26 protein-coding genes are annotated in these 24,738 nt (G+C 30.4%); 3 read left to right on the forward strand and 23 right to left on the reverse strand.

The window, feature by feature from the left end; all coding sequences use genetic code 11:
• Positions 1 to 232: 232 nt before the first annotated feature.
• The gene (locus tag deia_RS00860; RefSeq protein ID WP_146820288.1) at positions 233 to 2,017 is read right to left on the reverse strand and encodes a DUF262 domain-containing protein; all 1,785 of its coding nucleotides are present in this window, start codon (positions 2,015 to 2,017) and stop codon (positions 233 to 235) included.
• A 54-nt stretch (positions 2,018 to 2,071) separates the two neighbouring features.
• Positions 2,072 to 2,524 (reverse strand): hypothetical protein, encoded by a 453-nt coding sequence (locus tag deia_RS00865; RefSeq protein ID WP_146820289.1) that lies wholly within the window; start codon positions 2,522 to 2,524, stop codon positions 2,072 to 2,074.
• Between the two features lie 607 nt (positions 2,525 to 3,131).
• On the opposite strand from deia_RS00865, the gene deia_RS00870 reads away from it, so the two are divergent.
• The gene (locus deia_RS00870) at positions 3,132 to 3,473 is read left to right on the forward strand and encodes a helix-turn-helix domain-containing protein (protein WP_146820290.1); all 342 of its coding nucleotides are present in this window, start codon (positions 3,132 to 3,134) and stop codon (positions 3,471 to 3,473) included.
• Here the strand turns inward: deia_RS00870 and deia_RS00875 are convergent.
• The 15 genes from deia_RS00875 to deia_RS00940 all read right to left on the reverse strand — a co-directional run bounded on the left by deia_RS00875 (position 3,445) and on the right by deia_RS00940 (position 15,097).
• Complete coding sequence (locus deia_RS00875) at positions 3,445 to 4,080, reverse strand: hypothetical protein (protein WP_146820291.1); 636 nt, start codon at positions 4,078 to 4,080, stop codon at positions 3,445 to 3,447. The genes deia_RS00870 and deia_RS00875 overlap by 29 nt on opposite strands.
• A 46-nt stretch (positions 4,081 to 4,126) precedes the next feature.
• Complete coding sequence (locus tag deia_RS00880) at positions 4,127 to 5,200, reverse strand: protein NO VEIN domain-containing protein (RefSeq protein WP_146820292.1); 1,074 nt, start codon at positions 5,198 to 5,200, stop codon at positions 4,127 to 4,129.
• Between the two features lie 3 nt (positions 5,201 to 5,203).
• Positions 5,204 to 6,259, reverse strand: a complete 1,056-nt coding sequence (gene dcm / locus deia_RS00885; RefSeq protein ID WP_222912634.1) for a DNA (cytosine-5-)-methyltransferase — start codon at positions 6,257 to 6,259, stop codon at positions 5,204 to 5,206.
• Complete coding sequence (locus tag deia_RS00890) at positions 6,256 to 7,389, reverse strand: DNA cytosine methyltransferase (protein ID WP_222912635.1); 1,134 nt, start codon at positions 7,387 to 7,389, stop codon at positions 6,256 to 6,258. The genes dcm and deia_RS00890 overlap by 4 nt, the downstream gene beginning before the upstream one ends.
• Entirely contained in the window at positions 7,386 to 7,718 is a 333-nt protein-coding gene (gene mazF / locus deia_RS00895) for an endoribonuclease MazF (RefSeq protein ID WP_146820293.1), read from the reverse strand. Before mazF ends, deia_RS00890 begins: the two co-directional genes overlap by 4 nt.
• Positions 7,719 to 7,729: 11 nt before the next feature.
• Positions 7,730 to 8,017, reverse strand: a complete 288-nt coding sequence (locus deia_RS00900; protein WP_146820294.1) for an AbrB/MazE/SpoVT family DNA-binding domain-containing protein — start codon at positions 8,015 to 8,017, stop codon at positions 7,730 to 7,732.
• 152 nt (positions 8,018 to 8,169) lie between these two features.
• Positions 8,170 to 9,777, reverse strand: coding sequence for a recombinase family protein (locus deia_RS00905; protein WP_146820295.1), 1,608 nt, complete (start codon positions 9,775 to 9,777; stop codon positions 8,170 to 8,172).
• Positions 9,778 to 9,869: 92 nt separating this feature from the next.
• Entirely contained in the window at positions 9,870 to 10,841 is a 972-nt protein-coding gene (locus deia_RS00910) for a hypothetical protein (protein WP_146820296.1), read from the reverse strand.
• Between the two features lie 40 nt (positions 10,842 to 10,881).
• Positions 10,882 to 11,178: a septation protein SpoVG family protein gene (locus tag deia_RS00915; protein WP_161982768.1), complete on the reverse strand. Its 297-nt coding sequence runs from the start codon at positions 11,176 to 11,178 to the stop codon at positions 10,882 to 10,884.
• Entirely contained in the window at positions 11,144 to 11,350 is a 207-nt protein-coding gene (locus tag deia_RS05790) for a hypothetical protein (protein WP_161982769.1), read from the reverse strand. Before deia_RS05790 ends, deia_RS00915 begins: the two co-directional genes overlap by 35 nt.
• Before the next feature lie 112 nt (positions 11,351 to 11,462).
• Entirely contained in the window at positions 11,463 to 12,326 is an 864-nt protein-coding gene (locus tag deia_RS00920; RefSeq protein WP_146820298.1) for a hypothetical protein, read from the reverse strand.
• A gap of 874 nt (positions 12,327 to 13,200) precedes the next feature.
• Entirely contained in the window at positions 13,201 to 13,767 is a 567-nt protein-coding gene (locus tag deia_RS00925; RefSeq protein ID WP_161982771.1) for a hypothetical protein, read from the reverse strand.
• A complete protein-coding gene (locus tag deia_RS00930; RefSeq protein ID WP_161982772.1) occupies positions 13,676 to 14,212 on the reverse strand; it encodes a phospholipase D-like domain-containing protein in 537 nt (178 codons plus the stop codon). The genes deia_RS00925 and deia_RS00930 overlap by 92 nt, the downstream gene beginning before the upstream one ends.
• 1 nt (position 14,213) lies before the next feature.
• The gene (locus deia_RS00935; RefSeq protein ID WP_146820301.1) at positions 14,214 to 14,582 is read right to left on the reverse strand and encodes a hypothetical protein; all 369 of its coding nucleotides are present in this window, start codon (positions 14,580 to 14,582) and stop codon (positions 14,214 to 14,216) included.
• Positions 14,573 to 15,097 (reverse strand): hypothetical protein, encoded by a 525-nt coding sequence (locus deia_RS00940; RefSeq protein ID WP_146820302.1) that lies wholly within the window; start codon positions 15,095 to 15,097, stop codon positions 14,573 to 14,575. The genes deia_RS00935 and deia_RS00940 overlap by 10 nt, the downstream gene beginning before the upstream one ends.
• 148 nt (positions 15,098 to 15,245) lie before the next feature.
• Here deia_RS00940 and deia_RS00945 point away from each other — a divergent pair, with 148 nt between their 5' ends.
• Positions 15,246 to 15,590 carry a helix-turn-helix domain-containing protein gene (locus deia_RS00945; RefSeq protein WP_146820303.1) on the forward strand — a complete coding sequence of 115 codons (345 nt, stop codon included), beginning with the start codon at positions 15,246 to 15,248 and terminating at the stop codon, positions 15,588 to 15,590.
• Here deia_RS00945 and deia_RS00950 read toward each other — a convergent pair whose 3' ends face one another.
• The 5 genes from deia_RS00950 to deia_RS00970 form a co-directional block, all read right to left on the reverse strand.
• Positions 15,591 to 17,270: an ATP-dependent nuclease gene (locus deia_RS00950; RefSeq protein ID WP_146820304.1), complete on the reverse strand. Its 1,680-nt coding sequence runs from the start codon at positions 17,268 to 17,270 to the stop codon at positions 15,591 to 15,593. It abuts the gene before it with no gap.
• Positions 17,271 to 17,275: 5 nt separating this feature from the next.
• Positions 17,276 to 17,776 carry a dual specificity protein phosphatase family protein gene (locus deia_RS00955; RefSeq protein ID WP_146820305.1) on the reverse strand — a complete coding sequence of 167 codons (501 nt, stop codon included), beginning with the start codon at positions 17,774 to 17,776 and terminating at the stop codon, positions 17,276 to 17,278.
• Positions 17,773 to 19,149 (reverse strand): ATP-dependent nuclease, encoded by a 1,377-nt coding sequence (locus tag deia_RS00960; RefSeq protein ID WP_146820306.1) that lies wholly within the window; start codon positions 19,147 to 19,149, stop codon positions 17,773 to 17,775. Before deia_RS00960 ends, deia_RS00955 begins: the two co-directional genes overlap by 4 nt.
• Positions 19,150 to 19,152: 3 nt before the next feature.
• Complete coding sequence (locus tag deia_RS00965; RefSeq protein WP_146820307.1) at positions 19,153 to 22,305, reverse strand: Eco57I restriction-modification methylase domain-containing protein; 3,153 nt, start codon at positions 22,303 to 22,305, stop codon at positions 19,153 to 19,155.
• A 124-nt stretch (positions 22,306 to 22,429) separates the two neighbouring features.
• Positions 22,430 to 23,131, reverse strand: a complete 702-nt coding sequence (locus tag deia_RS00970) for a hypothetical protein (protein WP_146820308.1) — start codon at positions 23,129 to 23,131, stop codon at positions 22,430 to 22,432.
• A 191-nt stretch (positions 23,132 to 23,322) separates the two neighbouring features.
• On the opposite strand from deia_RS00970, the gene deia_RS00975 reads away from it, so the two are divergent.
• A complete protein-coding gene (locus deia_RS00975; RefSeq protein WP_146820309.1) occupies positions 23,323 to 23,682 on the forward strand; it encodes a helix-turn-helix domain-containing protein in 360 nt (119 codons plus the stop codon).
• A gap of 318 nt (positions 23,683 to 24,000) precedes the next feature.
• Here deia_RS00975 and deia_RS00980 read toward each other — a convergent pair whose 3' ends face one another.
• Positions 24,001 to 24,597 carry a hypothetical protein gene (locus tag deia_RS00980; RefSeq protein WP_146820310.1) on the reverse strand — a complete coding sequence of 199 codons (597 nt, stop codon included), beginning with the start codon at positions 24,595 to 24,597 and terminating at the stop codon, positions 24,001 to 24,003.
• Between the last annotated feature and the right edge of the window lie 141 nt (positions 24,598 to 24,738).

Genomic DNA, 24,738 nt, shown 5'->3' on the forward strand with positions numbered 1-24,738 from the left:
AAGATACCTTAAAACTCAAAATCAAAGCCTGTGGATTATTCTTTTATACAAAAACATACAATTTCATAGTCAATTAATTTTGACTCCTGTAAGTGCCTGTATTTTTGAAAATTGCTGTTATACAAAAAATTACTTTTTGATTGTCAATTCAAAAACCTTTGTTTTATGTGTTTTGAATTGGTTTTTTGACTGCAAAATCTTTGTGAAAATTAGAAAAATTGATTATATAAAACTACACTTTTTGATTGTCAAAAAAGAAATCTTTATCTGGCCATTCCTTTTTGAATTTTATCTCAAGTAGCTCATTCACTCTTTCTGTAATCAATGTTAATGAATATCCATTTTTTTCAATCTTGGATATAAATTCAGATGTCTCTTTGAAGTGCGAATTCACCTCTTTATATTTTTCTATTTTTACTTTTAACGGCTTATCTCCAACTTTATAATTCTGTTCGCTTGGAATTAGATTTCCAATTGAATTTCTAATTGGATATATTTCCTCAAATTTGTAATTATCTTGTTCGCACCAGTTCAGTTTTTCGTTCTCATTGCTCCATTTTTCTTTCTGCGGGAAAATATGCTCAATTGTATATCCAGTCTCTTTGTTTATAGTTTTATTCCAAGTATTTGGGTTTCTTTTAATGCTTGTATTTGCGTTATCTATTCTTAAAAAGAAATAAAATATTTCCTTTGATTGTACAATTCCTTTGTAAAAGTTTTCTGATTTAAAATTATCTTCAACGCTTTTGTTTAATGGAAATGTTTGAAACAAGTTATCTTTAATACTTTGAAATATAGATTTTTTATTCTTTTTGCAATCTTTTAGTATTTTAATAACATTCACACCCATGCTTTTTAAGGCACCATCACGAGCTATTAAACTACGGAATATATACGACTCTAAAAATGACAAAGATTTAAGAATATTTTGCTCGCTCTCAGATTTACTTTGTAATAAAATTTCAAATAATAACGGATATGTTGTTGTTTGACCAAGAAATGATAAATATTCAATTTTTTCAATTACTTTGGCATTATATCCAGCTACATTTACATCATTTGTTCCATTTGTTATCACAGCATACATTCTTGCAAAATTCACAATATCAAAAATTATGTCTTTGACATTATTGTTCGTTATATCTTTATAAAAGTATTTGAAATTATCATATATCGCAAGGTCGCTTACTGGCTTTGATATTTCTTCATCTTTGTATCTATTTAATCTATAAACTTTCATTGACGCCAAATTTCCAAGCTCATCAAAGGAAGAACAAAATTTATAAGATAAATAGTGTTTGAAAAACTTATCCAATTCCTTGCCGTTATTGTCATTCACACATTTTTCAATTTCATTCCAGTGTGTCAAAACCTCAGTAACCATATTACCTTTGATTTTAATAAAAATGTAGTTTCTTATTAAATCACTTTCTCTAAGCTCAACACCAGTTGCGTTAAGACTTTCAAAAACTTTATGCTCGTCTTGATCGTCAAATAGCTCTATTACAACAAATCTCAAACTCTCTAATTTATTAAAAATATCATTTATGTTAGTATCTTTCTCTTTTAATTTTTCTTTAAAAAAGATATAGTTCTTATAGGCGTTCGTCTGTTTATCATTATCATCCAATTTACTACTTCTAATCAATCTATCTATCACGACTCTATTAACATCACCGCCTTGCAACCTTGTAACTTTATTACTTTTATCGTCTGTGAATAAATATTTACTCTCTATCGCTTCCCTTAATATCACATCATTACAAACATCTCTTATTGCTAAAATTAAAAGCGTTGCTGTTGTTAATCTTTGTTGACCGTCTATTACATTATAACATTGATTTGATTGTAATTTAATAGCTATACTACCAGTAAAATGTTTAGAATCATTTTGAATATCTGTAAATAAAGTTTTACATTGTTCGTGTTCCCAATTGTAGTGCCTTTGATATAGCGGTATAACAAAACACTTAAATGAAGTAAATATATCATTAATTGTTTTTTGAGAATTGGTCATATTTTAGTTTCAAACATTTTCAATAATCATAAAATAGATAAAATTAATTTTCAATCAATAGACAACTTTAATCCCCTCTGGAATTAACCTGCAATTCTTAATAATATCCGCAATATCTTCGCCGTGTTTCGTTCTCAATTCACCCGCTAAGTCTATTTTCTCGGATGACAACTTCATAAACCACTCATTTTGAGTTTTGCTATGTTTGTTTATCAATTCTTGCCACTCGTTCCACTTGCCTTTGAGTCTATTATGCAAGGCAAAATGGCATTGTTTGCATAAAATATAAGGCTTCCAAGGCTGGTAGTAATTTTCATTGTGGTAATTCGTCTCCATTGTAGTGCCACAAATCTCACAAGGTTTGCCTACTGGATTTTCAACTAATTTTTGAGCAATTAAGAATTTTACTAACCTCCAACCGTTTATTCGCTCGATGCCTGTAAAACCGTTGTAGTCTCCAAGCATTTTCCACCTCCAGCTTGGCAATATAACTGTTTTTACTTGCATAGTTTTAGAAAATCTTATTCTTGCAAAATAAATAACTGCATATATATAAATTTAGTTAGAAAATAAATTAGATATACAGATAAGATGCGATATGCGTTTATTAAAATAAAAAATATTAACCTAATAATTGTCGAAAGATTTGACAAACTTCTTCCGTGGCAGAAAATTTTCTGCATTGTTAATTCTAGTTTTGCAATTTTAATATAAATAAATGTATAGCAAATTCCATAACAAATTGAAAAAATGAATAAAAATACCCAATATGCTATAAATTGCGAAATAAATGTTAAAAAAGAATTTGCTATTAATCTATATAGTGTGAAATTTTTAAAAAATACTAAATATATATAAAATATAGTATACCAAAAACATATATTTTTAGAAATTTGAGGTGCAAAAAAGTTCCAAGATAATTTTTTGTCATTTAAGATTTCATTTAATTTTTGTTCGGAATTTATTTTATTTTTCATCTTTCAAACAAACTACATCTTTTCATATATTATATGAAGCATTAGTTCGTATTTGTCAAGTTTTATTAATCGTGCCTTCGTGGTCTTTTAGGAGCAACTCGTATTCAATATTCGTAATATTAATTCGTTATAGAACTATGAATGCGAATACAATTAAGAAAAAACAACTTGGCAACAAGATAAAAGAATGGCGTAAACAAAGAAACATTACTCAAGAAGATTTTGCAGGTAAAATTGAAAGGTCAACTGAAGCTGTGTCTATGATTGAGCGAGGAATTAACTTTCCAAGCCCAGACACAGTTGCAAAGATGAGTGTGGTTTTAGGTATTCCAATTCATGAGTTTTACAAATACGGAGACGAAGCAAAAGCATCTGCTAAAACTCAAAAACTAATTGATGAAATCACTGGCAGACTTTATAAAATGGATGAGAAGTATCTCAAAATAATGCTTAAAGTTGCGGATGGCTTGATTGAGTAGTATTCATGTCTTGACCCTCAAACCAACCTAAAAAACGAATTGCATTCACGACATTTTTCTTTAAGGTCCAAGTCCATTCTTGCGTTTTGTTCTTGAATTGTTTGTGAGTATCGTCACACAAAACAAAAGTCCAAACTGGTTTATCATTGATTTTTTGAGTAGGTTCAAATCCTATCTGCTCACCCACCATTTTTGCAAATTTACCATAATGCAAGTTGATTATTTCGTATTTTTCAAGCTCAGTATCTTTGGCGAGTTCTGTTGGTGTTGCAATAAATTTGTTTGACTCGTAATGTGCTTTTAGGATTTGTTTATAAACTGGTGTGATTTTCTCTTCTTGTTCTAAGCTATGTAATACTAAAATATACTCCCAAACTGTTGGTAAAACCTCTTTATCGCCAGGCTTTCTTGACTTATTTGCTTTTCTTATAATTTCTTGATTTGCACTTTTTAAAAGCTCATCAATAGACGAATTTACATCAATATCAAATAGCTTTGTATTACTACTTATCTCGCCTACATAAATACCTTTATCAGCTCCGACGGCTGAAATTATGTATCTAGTTTTATCAAAAACTATGTTTTTATAATCTAAATTTTGAGACATTTTTTAACAATATTACATCTTTGGATTTGTTGTAAAACACAAAATGTTATTTATCAAGAACTTGGTTAATTAACTTAATAGGTTTTTCATTAAACTGAAATAAATTATTATTAGGACTAATGGCAAGCTTCAATTGCTGTAAATCCGTCTGCATCGATTGCACAATATTGTTTCTAAACAAATCTATCTTTGTTGACATTTGCGACATATAATCTTTAGAGTTATTGCATTCTCTAAATAAAATATTATCAGAGTCATTTAAGTTATATACTCTATATATATCGTAACAATACTCTTGATTTTTATTTACAAATTCAATTTCCTGGCTACTGAAAATAATTTTCTGTTCAAAATCATAACTGGTTGACTTAACATCTATATAATGCACTTTATCAAATTTATCCTGTAGATGAAAATCGTATGGCATACCACTTTCAATGCTTGCATTACACCATTTATAATGAGAAATCTGCTTACTGTGTAGTAATGTATCAAGATAGTTGTTTATCAACTCCTCTCCCTTTCTACCAATTTCTTTAAAGATTTTCTGAGCTCTTTCAATATCATATATTTTAAATTTTTGATTAATTGAGCCTATTTGAGAAGCAGTTTCAATTTCCTTTTGTATATGTATTGAGCTAATATTAACAATATTTTGTAAAAGATTCATAACATTACCCCATTCTCTCAATCTGCCGCTTTTTTTATCTTTTGGTAAAAATTTATATATCTCCGATTCAGAATCAAATAAGCAAAATACTGGCATATTATTAGAAAGACCAAACCATAACAAATACCATTTTGTAACAGGATTAGCTTGACACTTATCGCGAATAACAGATGTCACGGATACAGAATTCCTACCTCCAGTTTTAATTTTCGGGCTTCTAAATGTTCCATCTGGATTGGAGATTCTATCAAAATACATATCCAAAATATCAGCATTATTTTGAAATATAAAAATTGCTTGCTTTTCTTCTGTGTTATCTAAAAAAGTCAAAGTATCATCGTACAATCCAATATGCGTTTGATGACTCGTACCCAACCCCAAGTCTGCATTTGATAATTCCTTGTATGCAACTTTACTTTCGCTGTGAATTTCAAAAAACTGTATATCCATATATTAATTCATAAATTTACTAACCAAATAATGTAATATTGCATAAACTGTATTTACACTTACTGCATTACCAGCTTGCCTATACATTTGATGATCGCTAATGCCAGCTTTCTTTGCGTTTAGGAAAAATTTATCATCAAAACCTTGTAAGTTAAAGGCTTCTTTTGGAGTTAGCTTTCTAATTTTTTTCTTCAATAAATCATCTATTTGTATATTAATTTCTTGAACATTGTTCTGAATAAAATCATCACTATAGTAATTATCTTGACATGCTCTGTGCATTTTTACCATAGTTGCAGTCAGTGGTCTCGCAATTTTAAGATTAATTTCTGATTTAGATTTAAAATTTTTAGTGCCATTGGACAATATTGTTGGTTTTATAACGTCTGATAAATAGTACTTATTATCTGTATTCTTTTCTAAAACATCAAAGATATCTTTTTGTTTTAGTAAATTTGAATTTGGAATGTTTTTATTACTATATTCAATAACAATATTTTCTGTGAATATAAAATCCTTATTTGGCTTGCCTTTAATTGCAAATATGAAAACTCTATTTCTTGTTTGAGCTAAATTAAAATTTGCAGTATTGAATATATCGTAAAATACTGTATAATCTTCTAATGATATTAATTCAATAACTTTTTTCAGAGTTTGCTTTTTGTCATGATTTACTAAATTTTTAACATTTTCAAGTAAAATCATTTTTGGCTTTTTAATTTTTATAATATCTATAATTTTAAAAAAAACATTACCTCTTGCATCAGTAAAACCATTTTGAGCACCCATCATACTGAATGGCTGACATGGAAATCCGCCTGTTAATATATCAAAATCTTCCAAAGAACTTATGTTGTTAGGGTTGCTACAAAAATCAACAATATCACCCATTGCAACATCTGCACTGGTATCAAAATTTGCATTGTATGTTGTTGTTGCATATTTATCAATTTCGGAAAATCCAATACATTTAGAATGCATTTTAAAGTCATTAGCCACTAAATCTAATGCCAAACGGAATCCACCTATACCAGAAAACAATTCTAAATGTTTAATCATACTAAATATTTTAAAATTATACGACCTATTGCTTCAGATAACTTTACTGGAACCGCATTTCCAATTTGTCTATACCAATTATTTTGAGGCCCACAAAAAGAATAATCATCTGGAAATGTTTGAATTCTTGCAGCTTCGCGTGGAGATAATCCTCGAGGCTGCTCTGGATGTATATACATATTACAATCATATTGCATATGCGATGTAATCGTTCTTGATACTTCATTATATTTTAATTTATAGTATTTATCTTTAAATATATGAGCTCTTTCTTTATATGGCATAATATGCTGTATTGAATCATGTGTAGAATTACAACCTTGTGGCAGAAGTTTATAAATTTCAATATCTCTATCATTATTAAATCTATTTTTATGATTATGTAGTTTTTGTATTGTTCTATTATTATTAATATATCTCACAAATTCTGTTTGTTTATACTCAAATTCAATTTCCGTGAATCCAAACTTTTCATTCTCTATTGAATTATTATTTTTAATTTTCTTTGGATGCAGTAGTGGTAAATCACTTATTGCATCAAATAATAAAAATTGTTTATGTTTTTGCTGTTTTAATTCAATAAAAATTTTATTAGAATCGATATTAATACAATTGCCAATAATAAAAAGCCTTTCTCTGTTTTGTGGCACACCAAAGTCTTTAGCATTTAAAATCGCATAACTTATATTGTATCTTTTGTCAAGGTTAACATTAAAATCATCAAGAATTTCAGATATTTTGTTTTTCATACCCTTTACATTTTCCATTAGAAAAAATTTAGGTTTTGTGTGTTTAATAAAGGTAATATACTCTTTGTACAATATATTTCTTGGATCATCTATTATTCTTTGTTGGTTGGCAATAGAAAAACCTTGACATGGCGGACCACCAGTAACTAAATCAACTTGTTGAAATTGTTTTAAATAAGATATATTTTGATTTAACACTCTAATATCGCCAATAAATAAATTATCTTTACTTAAGTTATTGTGATTTAATAAAATTGTTTGACTAGCTATTTTATCAATTTCATTGGCAAAAATCATATTAAAGCCAGCCTGTGTCAAACCAAGACTCAATCCTCCTGCACCAGCAAATAAATCAATAAAATTATATTTTTTAATATTCATACCTTCAGCAACACACTTAATAATTTCAATACTTCAAGCAGCTCTTCTTTTGAGGAAGTGCCTGCAAATTCAGCATTTCTTTCTTTCCAGTCTAGACTTTTTATTGCATCCGCAAGGGCAACACCTTGGATTTTGTCATTATTTATCTTAACCTCAAACGGATAACCTTTTGCCTTGCTTGTAATAGGAACGGCAAGAATAAGCCCATGTTTATTGTATTCTTGTGGTGAAAGAACGAGTGCAGGCCGTCTCTTCATTATCTCTCTTCCTGCTTGTGGATTGAAATCAAGCCAGATTAAATCGCCTTTGGATGGAATATACTTTTTCATACCCTCTCAAATCACCAAACCTCATGCCCAACCGCTTCGTCATCTATTGACTCATCCTCATCACTTGAATGCTTATTTTTACTTGTGATTTTTGAAAGCAGAGTCATTAGATTCAAGTCTTGCGATAAATCAAAGAATGGATTACTTTCAGACTCTAGCATAATCTTATTACCATCTAATGAAATTTTGATTTGCGAGCCATCGTGTAATTTGAGTGCGTCGGCGACTTTCTTTGGAATACGAACACCAAGGCTATTGCCCCAAGTTTTTACTTCTGTTGTTGAGATTGTTGTTTTCATACACTTTTAATTAATCACATCTTTAATGTAAGTTAATACAAGTATATACTAAAAGTCAAGATATATTTTCTATTTTGAAGTCAGCTTAATCTTGGAACGACGCTTTGCTCTGTTTCAAGATAATTTTGCACAGCTGTGCAACTTTGCTTTTTCTACGCCGCTAAACATAGCTTCACTCCTTCCATCATCGGGCGGTTCATTGTAGACAAAATATCGTCTTGTTTGTTTCGAAATATGTTGAAAGAGGGGAGCCAAATAGGTCTTTCACCACATTTTAGCACTTCATCAAAGGGTTTAACCACGGTAAATACTAGGGTTTTGCCACTTAGAAAAAAGTTCGAAAATAACAATTTCAAAATAGCCCTTTTCTTGTCTTGTTTCGAACTTTTAAATACTTCATAGGCACGAGAGGCAATATCTAGTATAGTTGACGCTGTAACTTCAAATTCTGCATCGTCGCTTTCAAGTAATTCAATTTCTTTTTTGATATTTTCTTTCTTTACCTCTAGTTCTGTTTTTAGTTCGATATAATCATCTTCGGGAATGTCTTTTGTAACATATCTTTGATGTCTTAAGTCTTTTAGAGTGTTATCTATTTCTTGATATTGTGCGTGAAACTTAGCTAACTTTACTTTATGTTCTTTTGACTCTTTTTCAAGATTATCTTTTACAGAGTCTTTAATTGCTTGTAAATATTCCTCTGGAATTTGCATTGCTTTTAAACTGCTTGCTAACTGGTCAAGCAATATATGTTCGCCTACTTCAACGCAATGTTCGCATTCTCCTTGGCTTTTAGTTGGTTTTAAGTAGACATATTCTCTTTGGCCATATTTCTTTGTCATCTTTGGTCTTGCATAAGAACTATAACTACAGCCACAATGCTGGCATTTTACCAATGCTTTGAATATAAAATCTTTGTCGGTTCTTTTGTATTTTGCCTTTTTTCTGCCAAATCTTACATCTTGACACTGGTCAAACAACTCTTTGGTTATTAATGGCTCGTAGACATGCTTGTAAAGCATTCCTTCCGCCTCCATATATCCATAATAGAATGGATTTGTTAAGGTTCTTTCAATCTGGCTTTTAGACATCTTACAATTCTTTTTACTTCTAAGTCCAGCTTCTGTTATTAAGCTTCTTACTTCCGCCATAGAATAATCACCAGTTGAATACATTTCAAAAAGTTGCTGTATTAATGGTCCTCTTATTGGGTCAATTTCAACTTCTGCTGGCTTTCTTTTTTCTTTTTTGGCTTGTATTCGCTTTTTGTTTAGATAACCAACTGGAGAATCTCCGCAAATCGTTCCTTCCTCAAGTTTTTTGTTTCTGCTTCGCTTTACATTATCGGATATTTTATTTCTATAATCATTTGCAAGCAAGACATCAAGGTTCTTTCTAAACTTCTGCGAACTGTCCATATTTTTATGCTCAATAAAGCCATTTTGCGTGTAATGAATTTCTGCTTTATCAAGTTTGATTAATTTTTGAAGCTCAACATATTGCTCGTCAAAATCACGCTGAAGCCTATCTACGCAATAGCAAATAATGGCAGTTTTGCTGCTTTGTTTTTTAACAAATTGCACCATTCGTGCAAACTCCGGTCTTCCATTTGCTGTTGAGCTTTCAACTATCTTGAATTGCTCAAGGACATTAAAGTCCTTTTCAATGGCATATTTAAAACCACTTTGAATTTGTGCATCAAGCGAGTGTCCATCTTCTTGGTCTTTGCTTGAAACTCTTGCGTAAACTACAGCTTTCATACAATAATCAAATAATTAATACTACTTAACATAATATAAACAGGATTTTTTTAAAAAGCACGAGTAATCTAGGCATTTTTGCGGTACAAAACTTATAATTCTATTTTACTTAAAATGGGTGATATATAATTTTTCCAACTATATTCTATTTCATATGCTATTGACAATATTGAGATATAAAGTGATTGCATAATTCTCTCTTCGCCAAAAATTGTAAAAAGTAAATCAATTTTTTGTTGATCAAAGCTTTTAGATATGTCACTTCTATGAACTCCGCCAAATTTATTTCTTAATACGAGTATGATGTCTTTTCTCGATAAATGTTCAATAAGACCTATTATATTATTTGTATCGTTTACATATTGAATTGTGTAAAATCCTGAATAATTAAAGATAGTCTCATTATTTAACCATTCTTGATATTTACTTTTTTTATAAATTGGCTTAAGAATATCTTTCGAATAAAAAGATTGTAAATTAAGAAATTTATCTTTTTCTAAAAATTGTCGCCTTGAATCTGAATATTTTGCATTATAAATAATTGGACTACCTTTATCACTTGTAATAATTAAAGGCTGCGCAATTCGCAAAGACACGACATCGAATTTATTAACTACTCCAACTGTAGGCAATAAAGTGTATTGTTTCTGTCTTTTTTCATATGGCAGTATGCTTATATATTGAGGAATAAATAAATTCATTTTTTTATGAATTGCAATCATTTCATCAAGATAATCTGCATATTTGATATGATTCTCATGAACTTTTAAGAAAAAATTGCCTGTGATTTTTTTATGCAATACACTTATTTCCTTGCTTTTTACATCGTAACAACATTTATTACTGAGAAATTCCAATTTTATCTTCTGTCCTTGTTTTTTAATAATATTTGGTATAGATTCAATATATTCAAATAATATAGTATAAATATCACTTGATAATTCTTTACATAATAACTCAAATTTACTACGTATAAATTGATTATTAATCAATTGTTCTGCTTCTTTTCTTTTTTCTTCTATTCTTTGTATTTTTTGGATAATATCTATTGTGATAGCTTTCATATATTTCTATATATTTTATATTCACTATAAAAAAAACATCCTAAAATTCAACCAAAATAATTAATTGGTTAAACTTTGTTAAAATCGCTTCTTCTATTGCCAAACCAGTTGATTTATTGATTGGATAAAACACATTAAACTTACCTTTTGATGGATAAGTTATACGATAACCGCTCGTGTGTAATTTTTTATGAATTGCTATTCCACCAAGATAAATTGAATCATTAATCACAATTGAGGCAAATGCTACAATGCCTTCATTTGGCTTAATTAGTTCAATATTTACTTCAGAAATAGAAATACTATTTTGATTTAGACTTTGTGGATTGTTTTTCATAGGAACTACATAAATCATTACTTTGGTTTTGCTTAAGTTTGCGATGGCTGTTTGATTGTTTTTGTTGTTCTCTGTCTTCTTTGATTAAAAGAGTAAGTAGGTTTGCTATTTTTGATATAGCTTGCCTATCTAGCTCTTTTTTACCAAGATGTGTTTTAATCAATTCAGACACAATTATAACAATAACAATTTTTCAGTTATTGTTATTAGATATTACTTGATTATACTTGTAAATTCTGGGTTAATTGCTGAAAAAAATAAATCTGACTTTAAAAAATCTGAGATTAATTTTCTCTTTCTTTAATATACTTTCGTCCAGGCTCTCTTAAATACTCATATTCGGGATTTTTGTCTATGAATTTTTGCAATTCTGTTTCAAATAGGTTTCTTGTAAATAATGTTTCACGTTCTTTGCAAATAGGATACAACTCCTCAATTTGAATTTTAGCCTCTTCAAACATCTCCTTCCTACACCCTCCTTTTGAATATTTTTCAATGTTGCGATATTTTGGTGTCAATGATTCTATTATTTTGTAACATTCTGTCCGTAACCGCACTTTTAAAGAACCAACGGCAAATTTATCGTTTTTTATTGTCTTTACGATATCTATAGTGTTTTTTGCATAATATTCTTGATGATTGTTTCCAACCTCCTCAACGACAAAATCTTTATCATCAAAAATAAAGCTAAATTCCTCTATGAAGTCTTTTTTATCATCTTCGTACTCGGGCTTTAACAAGTTAATCGCATGCATTAACTCATCTTGTTTTTTCGTGTTATGGTAAATTGACTTTGCGTAATGCAAAAGCATTTGAAAAGTTCTTAATGCTCTTTTATCTTTTATTTGCAAAATATACTCATCTTTAAAATCTTCATATTCAAATATTTTAAATGGACTTTTTCCCTCAAGATTATGAATATCAAATCCGTAGTTTTCAGAGTTAAAAAATTTTATAACTTTCAGTAAATTAACATCCGTGCAAAAATCATTGTCTTTGCAAACAATAAATTTATATGTTTTTATATCATCGCAATGCGAGTAATATTGAAGTTCGTCTTCCCTGTAGTTAATGACAACGATTGCATTATTACGAAGCCTGCTATTAATATATTCAATTACACTCAAAAACTCACTAAATTTAATCATTACATTAATCAAAATTACATCTTTATTTAAGTAAATTCTTAAACAAAAACTTCTTAAAATACAAGTTTTGTGAGTAGAAAGATAGACACAATGCTACCTCAAATTATGGTCACTTTTGGTGTCCAACTTTCTAAAAATAAAACACTAAAAACCCTTATAAATACTGGACTTATTGACTGTTTTTTACATTATACAAAAAGTGAAAATAAAATTGTCAATCCTGTAAAATAAGACTTAATTTAGCTTAATAAATTCATTGTAAAAAAACCTACAAAATAGACATAACACTCCTCAAATTATCCATCATTTTGTGATGGAACTTTCTAAAACTCAAACGCTGAAAAGCTAGTATTTATAAGGCTTTTCTGCCTGTTTTTTGTATTATACAAAAAGTGAAAATAAAATTGTCAACGAGGTAAAATCGTAATAATTTTAGATTATAGAAAAATAGCAAAACAAAAAACCAAACATATTAACTACCTCACTATACTAAACCTCGATACCCTACTTATCTCTGCTCACGGGCGGCGGATTTTCTAAGTTTTGATTAAAATTTGAGTTATACCGCATTAAAACCCGCACAGCTGTGCAAAATTTATCTGCCAACAAAGGCAAATCACCTTAAAACCAAAAATCAAAGCCTGTAGATTGCTCTTTTATACAAAAACATACAATTTCATAGTCAATTAATTTTAACTCCTGTAAGTGCCTGTATTTTTGAAATTTTGTATTATACAAAAATGGAAGTTTTGATTGTCAATTGTAAAACCTTGATTTTATGTCTTTTGAATGCGTTTTTTAACTTTGAAATTTTGGTGAAATTCAAGAAAATTGATTATATAAAAATGGAGTTTTTTCATTGTCAAAAGTTTTGCTAATATTTTACAATGATATTTTCTGGAATTAGCTTGCAATTCTTAATAATATCAGCAATATCTTCGCCGTGTTTTTCTCTTAATTCCTTTGCCATGTCAATTTTCTCGGATGATAATTTCATAAACCACTCATTTTGAATTTTACTGTGTTTGTTTATCAGTTCTTGCCACTCACTCCATTTACCCTTGAGTCTATTATGCAAAGCAAAATGGCAGGTTTTGCATAAAATGTACGGCTTCCAAGGCTCGTAGTAATTTTCATTGTGGTAATTTGTTTCGTGAGTTGTTCCGCAGATTTCACAAGGTTTTCCCACTGGATTTTCAACGAGCTTTTGAGCAATTAAGAATTTTACCAATCTCCATCCATTTATGCGTTCTCGCCCTGTAAAGCCGTTGTAATCGCTTAATTCTTTCCATCTCCAAGCTGGTAGTTTTATGATTTTTGGTTTTGGGAAGAGCTCCATATTATCATCATTAATCTTGCCTAGGTGTTGTATTTTCTTGTGTGATTTCTTCAGTTTCGCTACCATCATACATCTTCCAAAGCTCTTCAAATCTTTTGCCATACTTTGCTACAACTTTTTTTCGCTTGTCTAACATACAGTTCTCAGAGTTCATTTTTGTTGCAGCTTCCGTCCAGTTATAACTTCCCGTTATAATCATTTTTTGGTCAAAAACACCGAATTTATTGTGCTCTATCTTGACTTTTTTCTTAATTCGAACATCAAAACCAGATTCTTGAAGTCTTGGAATGAATGAGAACCTGCCTTTGCTTTGGGCTTTGTCTGCAACAATTCTTATTTCAACTCCTCGCTCTTTTGCTTGCAATAAACTATCGTAAATCTTTTGATTTGTAAAAGCGTAAATTGCTATGTCTATTGTTTCTTTTGAGTTATTTACAAGCTCAACAATATTGTCTTCACAGCAAGTTGAAGGTGAAAAACAGACATTTGTTAGGGCGTGTGCGTTTGTTGAAAGTAGTATTGTTAGGATTGTGAGGATGGTTTTCATATTAATTATCAAATTCATTAAGTGCTTTTTTGACTGTCCACACTGTTGTAGCTTCTGATTTACGAGCTGGCATCCAAACTTTAATTTTTACAACATCGGAAGAGTATGTGTTGGTTATTTCATACTGCAAACAATCACAAGGAACAACATAACAAGATTGATTTTCAATCATTGTTTGCATGTCGTTTATATCGTGATTTCTTGCGTATTGAGCAAATCTTGCAAGATTTTCTTTACTCGTGCACACAATGGCATCTTTTTTAAGCAATCGAGGCTTTGCGGCGTATGATGATATGTTAAAAATTAAAGCAATAAACATTGCAATTATTAATGTTTCTATGTATTTAAAACTACTTTTAATTATTTGCATATTTGAACAAATAAATTATATTCCATTTGACGTGTTTGTGGTATAATACCATTCTTTATTGCCGCATCAGTGGAGAGGTAATCTAAAGAGCCGTATGTCGAGTATAAATAATTTTTTGAGTCAAAGGCTTTAGTGCAATTATTCATAATAAATGTATCATTTTTGTTTGATTTATTCTTGATTTTACTAGACCAATCGGAATACTTCTTTGCAATTTGCACGCCACTAAATCCATACTCTTGAAACAATTTATCTGTTCTAAATTTTTCAAAATATTTAAACTCTTTGCATACATCGGATATTAAAGTTGTGCATTTTTGCTCATTTGAGGTACTAGAATTTGATATATTTTTATCTTTCTGTTTGATATTTGGAGTTTTATAAGCATCGCAATCGGATGGCACTTTCATTCCAAGTTCTGGCATGCTTTCACATTGTTCTTTTGTATAAAAATTATCTGCTAAAGCTAGATTTGTAAAAAATAAAAAACTTAACAACATCATTACAACTTTCATAACAAAAACAAAATAATTCGTAATATTTACACCCTTACACTGAATATATTACGATAATCGTAAAAGTCAAGGATAATTTACCGTATTCGTGCTGTGGTTAATAGATAAATCTTTAATCAAAATTACTGAAAGTAATTAGTAATTTTATATGAAAGACATTGAAATTCGTAAAATCCTTGGTGATAGATTAGCATTTTTCCGTAAGCAAAAAGGTTTTACTCAAGAAAGTTTAGCCGCAAAAATTGAAAAATCTGTTGATACTATTTCTAATATTGAAAGAGCAAAAAATGCTGTTTCTTTTGAAATTGTCGTTATGATTGCAAGTGTTCTTGAAGTGAGCCTTGATGATTTGATGAGCTTTCCAAACGCTGGCAACAGAAAATCAAGTGATTATAAATACATCAAAAGAGTTATCAATGCACTTGATGGCAAGAGTGAGAAAGTTAAATCCGTTGCAGTTAAGGTTCTTGAGGAAGTGTGCGGAGTGGAGTGATTAATTGTTTTCCAATAGCTCAGTACACACCTGACCGCTTTCTTGTTCAAGACTTACAACCTCTTCAGCGATGCTTGTTTCACAACACTTGTCTTCGTACAAAATATTATCGGACTTAAGGTTCGGTATGTATTTAGTAACCTCATTATAAATCTCGTTAATTTTGGTTTGTTTTTTCTCGGTTAATGGACCATCAATCCATGTTTGGACAATCTCTCTCTTCTTATCATTTTCGAGATGATGTGTAAGCTCTCCAGTTAAAAAATGTTCCAAATTTTCTTCAAATCCATAACCATTGCATTTTTTGAGCTCTGTGTTATTATTATCTCTCTGCTTTTGTTTCGATATAATATCATCGTTTGTATATCCCGCTCCTTTTTTATCTGTTGTAGACAAAGTACTATCTTTATCATACAATACATAGCATGCAATATTTAAAGCATGATATAAATTATGAAATCTTATAATGTTGTCCTTGCTGGCACAATTAACTATAGAGATATTAAAGTCCTCAATTGTTCTGTTGGGATTTTTGCTTTGAAATATATATCTTAAAAAGATTTCATCCGTATAGCCTTCAACCAAAAAAACCGTGTCAGCAAAAAAAGCATTATTGAATGATATTTTATCAGTTTCTATCATTTGCTGTCTTGATGTTAATCCATCACTCCTGCTACCTTTTGTATTTTGTGTTCCGTTATCTCCATCAATATAAAACCTATGAATTTGCTCTGAATTTTCATATGATAAAAACTCCGCTGAATGTGTAATATAAAAGATTTGAGTTCCACTATCTGAAAGCTTTCTAAATGTATTATATAAACTCTTTTTCGCATGTGGGTGAAGGTATAATTCTGGTTCATCTATGAAAATCGGATTATTAGATTGTTTGCCATTCTTTCTAAAATCAGTTTCTGATAAAGTTTGTAGGGTGGCTAAAATAAAAGAGTTTTGAATTCCGCTACCTTCGTTTATTAAATTGATTTTCTTGCCATTTTTTTCAACATAAAACTCAAGTGTCTTTAAAAAGTGAGTTGTATCGTACATTGTAAATTCGGATTTAATATCTGGACGATTAATTTGATTTGAAAGCTTTTCTTGTATAGACTTCATAAATCCCTGAAATTTATCGCTCTTTTCTAATTGAGATTTAGCACTGTTCATGCATTGCTCAAACTCTTTTTTGATATCATCTGTAAAAAAATCAGAGCTATAAAACTGTCTTCCAAGCAAACTCCAGCTATTTGTTGGCATAATACTTTTTACAGTCCTATCAGAGCCTATATAATTTATTCTATGGGGGTCTCTAACATCTTCACCATTGATATTATAACTTTCACTATCTCCCTTCTTCAAGGATGTTTCAAGTTTGCCATTTTGATATGAGGCTTTAAATATTAACTTCTTAATGGTGTTGCTGTAGCCTTTTCTATTATAATTGTAATATGGTTCACAAAACTCAATTTCTATAACAATCTCCTCTTCATTGTTGTTAAAATAATCCTTTTGGAACGTGTTCGCCGTTGGGTATGTCTCACCAAGAACAATATTAATCGCATCAAACACAGCACTCTTACCGGTGCCGTTTTTCCCAATAAAAGCATTAATTCCTTCATTACATTCTATCTCAATATCCTTAATACTTTTAAAGTTTTGTATTTTAATTTTCTTAATTTTCATATTATTTACAAATTGTAATTCGATTTTACATACTCAATCATTCCATTTTTAGGGATGTAAAATGGATATAATTTTTTAAATTCTAAAATTGCATCATTTAAACTTAGATTATTAAAAATATCAGTATATTTGCTTAAATACAGAAAAGCAATTGTAGGTGAACGAGATATTCCTTGATTGCAATGAACTAATATTTTACTAGTTTTGATATTTTCATTTATAAAATCTATTGCCTTATTCATAATCAAATTAATCTCATCTTTATAAATTTGCGGAATATTTTCATAATTATCTCCATCGATTAAGTTGAGAGATATCTTATTTCCTCTAATAGCAAAACTTCTTTCTGAATGATTATTTGGTATTGCTTTATTTAACGGATAAATGCCTAAATTTTGATTATGAAAATTCTTACAGGCATGAATCACAAACCATTCAGATTGGTTTTTAATGTTGAAATAATCGGCCTCAGTGCCAACAAACAAATTTTTACAAACTTCTATCATAAATATTTTAAAATATTACTTTTTAAATTCTGAACTTTTGAGTTATCTATCAAAACCTCCTCCATGCGATCACCTTCGACATTAGAAACTCGTAAAATATATATCAAGTTTCCACAATTTCCACTATTTTTTATCATACTTTGTATAATTTTCTCCACTTTTCTCCCTTTTTTATCATTATCAAGGAGACATAAAATATTTGGCTTTTTATCATGATTGGCGGAATATGGTAATTTAGTAAACATCGCTATGTTATCTGCGGATTTACAGTCTATAATTGCAATCTTTTCACCATCAGGGAACCATTCACGCAATGTAATTTCATCATCAACACCTTCGCATAAAATAACGAGATTGGGAACATTATAATCTTTTTGAAATATTTTAAATATCCCTTGTATATCATTAGCTGTGAATAAGCCATCCGCAAGAATATTTATAATATTCTTCTTGTTTTTTTTGATTATTCTACCATCTTGCATCCAAAAAAGTGAATTTTCTGGTGCAAGATTTGCCAGTATTGGGTTGTGAGTTACAATAATAATTTGCGTACCAACTTTAATATAATATTCATTTAGTGTGTAAAAGAAATGTTTTATCAAAGATGGATTTAAAAAAGCGTCTGGCTCGTCCAAAAGTATTACATTTTGTTCATTAGATTTAACTAAGCCAAATTTCCACAATGCTATTCTGTAAGCAATTTTTTCTCCTGGAGATAGGTTGGAAAATGTATATTTTGAATCATTCTTTACAAATCTAATTAACACATCTTTTATTCCTTTGTTGTTTATTCTCTTGTATCTTTCAATATCTAACTGAAATCTTATACTTAGATTAAAAGATTGAAAAATATCATTAATTACATTCCATGGTTCTTTTGGTAATTTTTTGAGCCCAATATATTTATGATACTCAGGTTTGTTTTCTTCATAAAGTCTTCGTGATTGACATATTTCATATAATGTTTGTGCTTCAATTCTATCACCAATAACGCACGATGCGTCATTGTAATTATCAAGGTAGTTTTTGATACCGCTTTCTTTTGTAAAATTGTGCATACTGGATGCGATAGTAAGGTATCTAATATTACACCGATTTTCCACATCTATATCTTCTTTTAGATTAGTATTGTCAAAGAAATCTGGATTCTGTTCTTCAAAATAATCTACCTGATTATATTTATTATTATTGTGATATGCTAAGCTATACTTTTCATAAATAAATCTTAATAACTTACTTTTACCACTACCATTTAAGCCCGTTATAACGGCTAATGTAGGTATATTTTTCCAAATAAAATTTTTATTCCTAAAGAATTTCCCTATATCATCATCTATATTATTCGGTATACTAATAGTTGTAATTTTGTTCATATCCTACACAACTAAATTCTCCACAATTTTTACTTCCTCCTCGCTCAATCCATACAAAGTATAAACCATTTTATCAATTTCGGCGTCGGTTCTGGTGATTTTAGATTGCAACTCCACGCACGCCTTTTTCTCGCGATCGAACAGGGGTTTGAAATCAAATTCATCGGTGGACGAAAGCGAAACTTTTTGCTTAGCTAACTCTTTTATGAAGTCTGCAAATTCAAGAGTGTGCCAGTTTTCCAAGTTGCGGGTGATTTTAAACTCCTTATCAACAGGCAGTTTTGCTTTGAATTTTCCAACAAAATAATCAACAAAGGCTTTTGTTTTGTCGTTTAGTTGTGCGGTGAGAGTGAGCATGGTTTGGGCCTTTTCAACGAAGGGGTGTTGGTCGGTAAGTGGGATATTTGGAATAGGTAAATTCCTAATATCATTTATTAAAATCTTTGGGAATAAACCTTTTTTAGCTTTTGGTGATGTTACATTGTGATAAAATCCAATTAGCTTTGAATTTATTATCCCTAAAATGAAAGCTAGCGACAACTCATTTTTGTCTTTTGCAATAACATTTATTACAGATGGATTATTATAACATTCTTCTTCAGTATATGTTGCAATAAGCTTTTGACTCACAATTTCTCTTATCAACACTCTTGGATTGATAAAGTATTTTTGTTCTCTAGGATTTGCAAGATGTTTGCCATACTTCACATATTGACCAGTCTCTAAATTCAAATAATAAGGCTTCACATCCTCTCCTTTTATTTCAATCTTGTATGCTTCATCAAGTTTTGTAGTTGAGTGATAAATCCTATTTTTAATAGTCTCTTCAGATTGCCCTCTGTATTTATCGTAAGGTATATAACCTTGAGATACATCAAAAAAATCAGACAGCTTTGAATGAATTTTAATTTTATCTATTATTCGTTTCGCATCTTCATTAACAGATATAAAGCTGAGCAAGTTTTCATGATTATCAAGCAAATCTTGTTTTGTGATTGTTTTAACTATATCAAATTTATTTGTATATTCAGTTACAGTGCATTTATAATCTTTAATTCCTTTTTGAAACCCGCAAATACACGTTCTAACATTAGCTTCATCAAATGTTTTATCATCACTTAAGTTTGCAATACAAATTAAAGAATGGTTATCAATTATCTGCTTTCTATAGTTTGCTCCGTATAAAGTGGATAAAAATGTATTAGGGAATATATAAAACAACTTTCCACCATTCTTTAACAAATACATTCCTTTTGAAATAAAGTATATATAAATTTCATAATCTGGAACTGAGCTATCAAAGTTTGATAAATATTCCTTTTGCTTTTCATCAAAATCAACCCCATAAGGCGGATTGCCCACAACAACATCAAAACCACCATTTTCAGACACAGCTGAAAACTCATTTTGCCAATTAAAAGCCAAACTTACACGCTCACCTTCGTTGTTTATGTAAAAGCCTGTTTCAACGCTAGCATCATCAATTAATGAGTTTCCACATTTTATATTTGCATCAAGCGTGGTGAGTTCTTCGCTTCTGTTTGCGGTTTTAAGCCACAACGAAAGCTTTGTGATTTGCACGCTTTCGGGGTTTAGGTCAACTCCGTATATATTGTTTTTAAGGATGTGTTTGTAAATTTGTGAGTACGAAAACAGCCCAGCTTGTTCGTCATCGCCTAGTTTTCTCAGGGTTTCAGAGAGCGTTAGCCATTCTTTCTCAAGAAAGTTGAATACTGCAACCAAAAACGCCCCTGAGCCACAAGCGGGGTCAAGAACTTTGATGCTTTGTAGGGTTTTAGCGTAGGAGTTCCAAAAATCGATATGAATTTGAGCTTTTTTACTTGGTTTTTTGGATTTTTTAACTAGGTCATCTTCTGTTAGCTCTGGAAGTTTATCAATTTCAAGTTCGGTTTTACGGTCGTTTAGCCAACCTCCGACAGCCTCTTCAACAATGTATCTTGTGATGTATTCAGGCGTGTAAAAAACTCCGTCTTTCTTGCGTTTTCCTTGTTTTTTGTCGTGAGTTTCGCCAGAAATATCGGCTTTAATTTCCTCTAAATCCGTGATTGATTGCTCAAAAATATGTCCTAAAATGTTGACAGTTAGCTCACTTCCAAAGTCCCAATCGGAGATTTTTATGATTTCTTTTAAAATGTCATCCTGCAAAACAAGTTCGTCAAGCTCAATATCCCTTGCAAACAATCCGCCGTTGAATTTGTTGATGTTTTTCTCACGTCCGCCTTTGTCTATTGCATTAAAAAGCCCTTTAATTTGCTGCCAAATTGTGATTTCAACAAACGCTTCTTGCGTGGTTTTTAGAAGTTTTGTGAATATTTTATCGGGCAGTAAGTTCAAATCCTCGCAAAAGCAAACAAAAATTACTCTATCCAAGAGTTTTTGCGTTTTTGAAAGCAAATTTGTTGGTTCTTTTGTTGGATTTTGCTCACGCAGATGGTTAAATAATTTCTTGCGAAGGTCTTTATAATCATTATAAAATCGCTTTTCAATTGATTCTTCCTCTTTTGTGTTATCTTCAAGGAGTTTATGCGTTGGCGAAGTGGATTTTTCGGTTGTGAAAAGGTTATTTTTTGAAAGTAATAAGAAAAACTCCCTTTGTTTAGCCTCACTTCTTGCCAATTCTTCAATTTTAAATTCGTGATACTTGCCTTGATAATTGCTTTTATAAAGGCGGATTTCTTTGAAATTTGAAACAATTACAAACTCAGTCCCTTGGTACTTTGAAACATAGCCAAATGCTTGTTCAACTGGAGTTCTGTTATCTTTTTGACGATTTTGCTTAGCGTCAAGACTTGTTTTTTGATCTTTTAACTCAATAACAACCCTGCAATTTTTGTTTTCGTGCGTGAAAAACCCCAAAATTCCATCAGGTTTTTGCCCGTCCAGTTCTGTTTTTTCTTCTTTTTCCAGGTTGGTCTCTGTCTCGCCTCTTTTGTAAGCATAGCCTAAAATATCTCCAAATATATCATTTAGAAAATCGGTTTGTAGCTGTTCTTCGTTTTTTGTAGTGGTTTGAAGCAAGTTGTTCCACCTCTCAAAAATTTCTCTTGCATTTTTGATTTTATCGCTGTCTATATTCCTGTACTCAGGAAGTTTCCTTTTTAGGAACGATGGATTGAACAAGGAATTAGTAGACATTTTTTTAATACAAAATCATTACATCTTTTTTCTTTAATCTATAAACTAGCAAATCACAAAAAGCAAGTAAAAGGGTTTTACGATTTTGAACACGTGTTCAAAATATATATCAAGCTACACTTTTTTACTCCACAACTTCAATCGCTTTTGTTATAAACTCAAATATCTTATATTCGCTAACTGGGAAAATTCCCTCCTCAGGGTCGTAAATATACTTACCATCGGAAACTATAAAATGCCCAGAACGTATACCACGATTTTTCACTAACAGTATTGCGGATGAAGTTGGTTTTGATAAGCAAAAGTCTGTAATTTTCATTTCTCCCATCTTAAATTGAACAATGTTTGCCGTTTTTATACCGTATTTCTTTAGATACCTTCTTATTTCCTCAGAAGGAATATAACCTTCCGAATGTTCACCTCTACCAGTTCTCTCATAAGACTTCTTGGTTTCTTCAAATATTTCATTGTAAGTCTTTCCAGTTAGTATCGCAATGCAGGTCATACCGCAGGTGTATCCGTGAACTTGAAAAACGAGCTTATACCTTGCGTCGTGGTATTTTGTATTGTGTTCCATCGCAATGGCATCCAATTCCTTTTCGGCTTTTTGTGCTTCAAGCTCTTTTTTAGCGTCCTGTTTGTTTATGTATGCAATTATAAACGGCAGTAAAATGGGTAGTAAAATCCATAAAGCCAAGAAAATTGGCGTAAGTAGTGGTACTATAAAATAAACACCCACGCACACACTAAGTGCAACAATATTACTTGATGTTTTTCTGCCAGTTATTACTTCATATAGCTTTCTAATTTGCGGGAGGATGGACATATTTTAATAAAATTCATACCAATATTTAGACTAAATACTTTTTAGTATTCATACACAATACTTTTACATATCACTTACTTATAGTCAGTTAAATTTAAAAAAGCAAGATAATAATACTTACCGCCACTCTGTAGCTTATTTGGAACATAATTAATATACTGATTTATATTCGGTATTTATTAGTTAGAAATATGCCTGGAGCAAATCAAAAATATGCCGAGGTCTGGAAAGAACTTGGAACAAAAGTACAATTTTTACGCAAAACAGCTGGTCTTAGTCAAGCAAAACTAGCGGAAAAAATTGAAAAAACAGAGGACACAATTTCAAATATTGAGCGTGGTATCGGTTGCACCAAACTTGAAACCTTAATCGATATTTGCGATGTGCTTGGTACAAATATTATCGATTTATTCTCACTAAAAAACGTTGACTATACTTCTAAAAAGAAATCTGAGCTTGTCAGGCAAATCATTGATATTATTTCATCCTACAAAGAAAAAGACATTGAAAATATTCTTACTATTTTGGAGAAAATAGGTGAGATTGAATAATGCGTAGTATTCAATTTTGAAAAATGTAAATTTTCGTTTGTCAATTATTTGCTCCCAGTTCTTGACATAGCATTTTTACAATTCTTATACCCTTTCTATGATTTTGGTTTATGAAATATATAAAATTTGTTTGTTTATAGCGATTATAGACATCTACGCCATAATTTTACACTTACCCTTTGAATGGTCTTGACGAATGAAATTTATATTTACTATATATTGCCATTAATCAGATATAGAAAGAGTTACTCTTTGAATGGTCTTGACGAATGAAATTTATATTTACTATATATTGCCATTAATCAGATATAGAAAGAGTTACTCACTATAAAAATCTACGAAGCCACTATCTTCATGGTATGGACTTGTTTTCTTTATTAATTTTATATCGCAATTTCTTAAAAGTCGTGGAACGTCCTTAAGGCTAAAATATGATACTGCTCGAGTATCTATGTCGGTCATTAAATAACTCATTGCAACATCCTCATCAATCTTACTCAAATCTATTGCCGATATTATTTCAATACTATCTCCAAGCGCAATATCTCTTAGTCTTTTATATTCCCCATCATAATTTATTTTGAAATTAGCGGCTAATTTTTCCTTATTGAGTGAATTGCTATTTTTCTGCATCAAAACAGCAAATTCATAGTCAATGGCAGCGCTTTTTGTTGTACAGTAAGACACTAGGGTCTTTATCTTTTCCATGCTTAAATTGCATTTACCCTTTGCATAATCTACTTCATCTACCATTGTCTTTGGATTTTTAACGCTTTTTGCAAAAATACATTCTGCCACAAACATACCATCTTCTTTAAGACCTATTTTTTGAAAATATTCCTTATTCGTCATACATCCTGCGAGTAATAGAGCTGAGCAAAAACTTAATGCTGAAATTTTTTTAACATTCTTCATGAAAACCAAAACAATTTATAATGACATAACTTTAACGGATTATAAACATGATTTTTTTAAAATGCAAGAATAAAGTATGCTTAAACCATACTTTTATAAAAGATATTAGAATAATAGCAGGTTTGTCTTCGTGGTAAATCC

It is taken from the genome of Candidatus Deianiraea vastatrix, assembly GCF_007993655.1.
GTDB classification, from domain to species: domain Bacteria; phylum Pseudomonadota; class Alphaproteobacteria; order Rickettsiales; family Deianiraeaceae; genus Deianiraea; species Deianiraea vastatrix.

What these genes read in the sequence shown, in the direction of transcription:
- deia_RS00920 (WP_146820298.1), bottom strand. Translation starts at nt 12,326, where the DNA reads ATGATTAAATTTAGTGAGTTTTTGAGTGTAATTGAATATATTAATAGC.
- deia_RS00905 (WP_146820295.1), bottom strand. Translation starts at nt 9,777, where the DNA reads ATGAAAGCTGTAGTTTACGCAAGAGTTTCAAGCAAAGACCAAGAAGAT.
- deia_RS00900 (WP_146820294.1), bottom strand. Translation starts at nt 8,017, where the DNA reads ATGAAAACAACAATCTCAACAACAGAAGTAAAAACTTGGGGCAATAGC.
- deia_RS00965 (WP_146820307.1), bottom strand. Translation starts at nt 22,305, where the DNA reads ATGTCTACTAATTCCTTGTTCAATCCATCGTTCCTAAAAAGGAAACTT.
- deia_RS00970 (WP_146820308.1), bottom strand. Translation starts at nt 23,131, where the DNA reads ATGTCCATCCTCCCGCAAATTAGAAAGCTATATGAAGTAATAACTGGC.
- deia_RS00960 (WP_146820306.1), bottom strand. Translation starts at nt 19,149, where the DNA reads ATGAACAAAATTACAACTATTAGTATACCGAATAATATAGATGATGAT.
- mazF (WP_146820293.1), bottom strand. Translation starts at nt 7,718, where the DNA reads ATGAAAAAGTATATTCCATCCAAAGGCGATTTAATCTGGCTTGATTTC.
- deia_RS00955 (WP_146820305.1), bottom strand. Translation starts at nt 17,776, where the DNA reads ATGATAGAAGTTTGTAAAAATTTGTTTGTTGGCACTGAGGCCGATTAT.
- deia_RS00925 (WP_161982771.1), bottom strand. Translation starts at nt 13,767, where the DNA reads ATGGCAAAAGATTTGAAGAGCTTTGGAAGATGTATGATGGTAGCGAAA.
- deia_RS00870 (WP_146820290.1), top strand. Translation starts at nt 3,132, where the DNA reads ATGAATGCGAATACAATTAAGAAAAAACAACTTGGCAACAAGATAAAA.
- deia_RS00880 (WP_146820292.1), bottom strand. Translation starts at nt 5,200, where the DNA reads ATGGATATACAGTTTTTTGAAATTCACAGCGAAAGTAAAGTTGCATAC.
- deia_RS00865 (WP_146820289.1), bottom strand. Translation starts at nt 2,524, where the DNA reads ATGCAAGTAAAAACAGTTATATTGCCAAGCTGGAGGTGGAAAATGCTT.
- deia_RS00980 (WP_146820310.1), bottom strand. Translation starts at nt 24,597, where the DNA reads ATGAAGAATGTTAAAAAAATTTCAGCATTAAGTTTTTGCTCAGCTCTA.
- deia_RS00915 (WP_161982768.1), bottom strand. Translation starts at nt 11,178, where the DNA reads ATGAAAAACAATCCACAAAGTCTAAATCAAAATAGTATTTCTATTTCT.
- deia_RS00940 (WP_146820302.1), bottom strand. Translation starts at nt 15,097, where the DNA reads ATGAAAGTTGTAATGATGTTGTTAAGTTTTTTATTTTTTACAAATCTA.
- deia_RS00860 (WP_146820288.1), bottom strand. Translation starts at nt 2,017, where the DNA reads ATGACCAATTCTCAAAAAACAATTAATGATATATTTACTTCATTTAAG.
- deia_RS00935 (WP_146820301.1), bottom strand. Translation starts at nt 14,582, where the DNA reads ATGCAAATAATTAAAAGTAGTTTTAAATACATAGAAACATTAATAATT.
- deia_RS00945 (WP_146820303.1), top strand. Translation starts at nt 15,246, where the DNA reads ATGAAAGACATTGAAATTCGTAAAATCCTTGGTGATAGATTAGCATTT.
- deia_RS00930 (WP_161982772.1), bottom strand. Translation starts at nt 14,212, where the DNA reads ATGAAAACCATCCTCACAATCCTAACAATACTACTTTCAACAAACGCA.
- dcm (WP_222912634.1), bottom strand. Translation starts at nt 6,259, where the DNA reads ATGATTAAACATTTAGAATTGTTTTCTGGTATAGGTGGATTCCGTTTG.
- deia_RS00950 (WP_146820304.1), bottom strand. Translation starts at nt 17,270, where the DNA reads ATGAAAATTAAGAAAATTAAAATACAAAACTTTAAAAGTATTAAGGAT.
- deia_RS00910 (WP_146820296.1), bottom strand. Translation starts at nt 10,841, where the DNA reads ATGAAAGCTATCACAATAGATATTATCCAAAAAATACAAAGAATAGAA.
- deia_RS00975 (WP_146820309.1), top strand. Translation starts at nt 23,323, where the DNA reads ATGCCTGGAGCAAATCAAAAATATGCCGAGGTCTGGAAAGAACTTGGA.
- deia_RS00890 (WP_222912635.1), bottom strand. Translation starts at nt 7,389, where the DNA reads ATGAATATTAAAAAATATAATTTTATTGATTTATTTGCTGGTGCAGGA.
- deia_RS00875 (WP_146820291.1), bottom strand. Translation starts at nt 4,080, where the DNA reads ATGTCTCAAAATTTAGATTATAAAAACATAGTTTTTGATAAAACTAGA.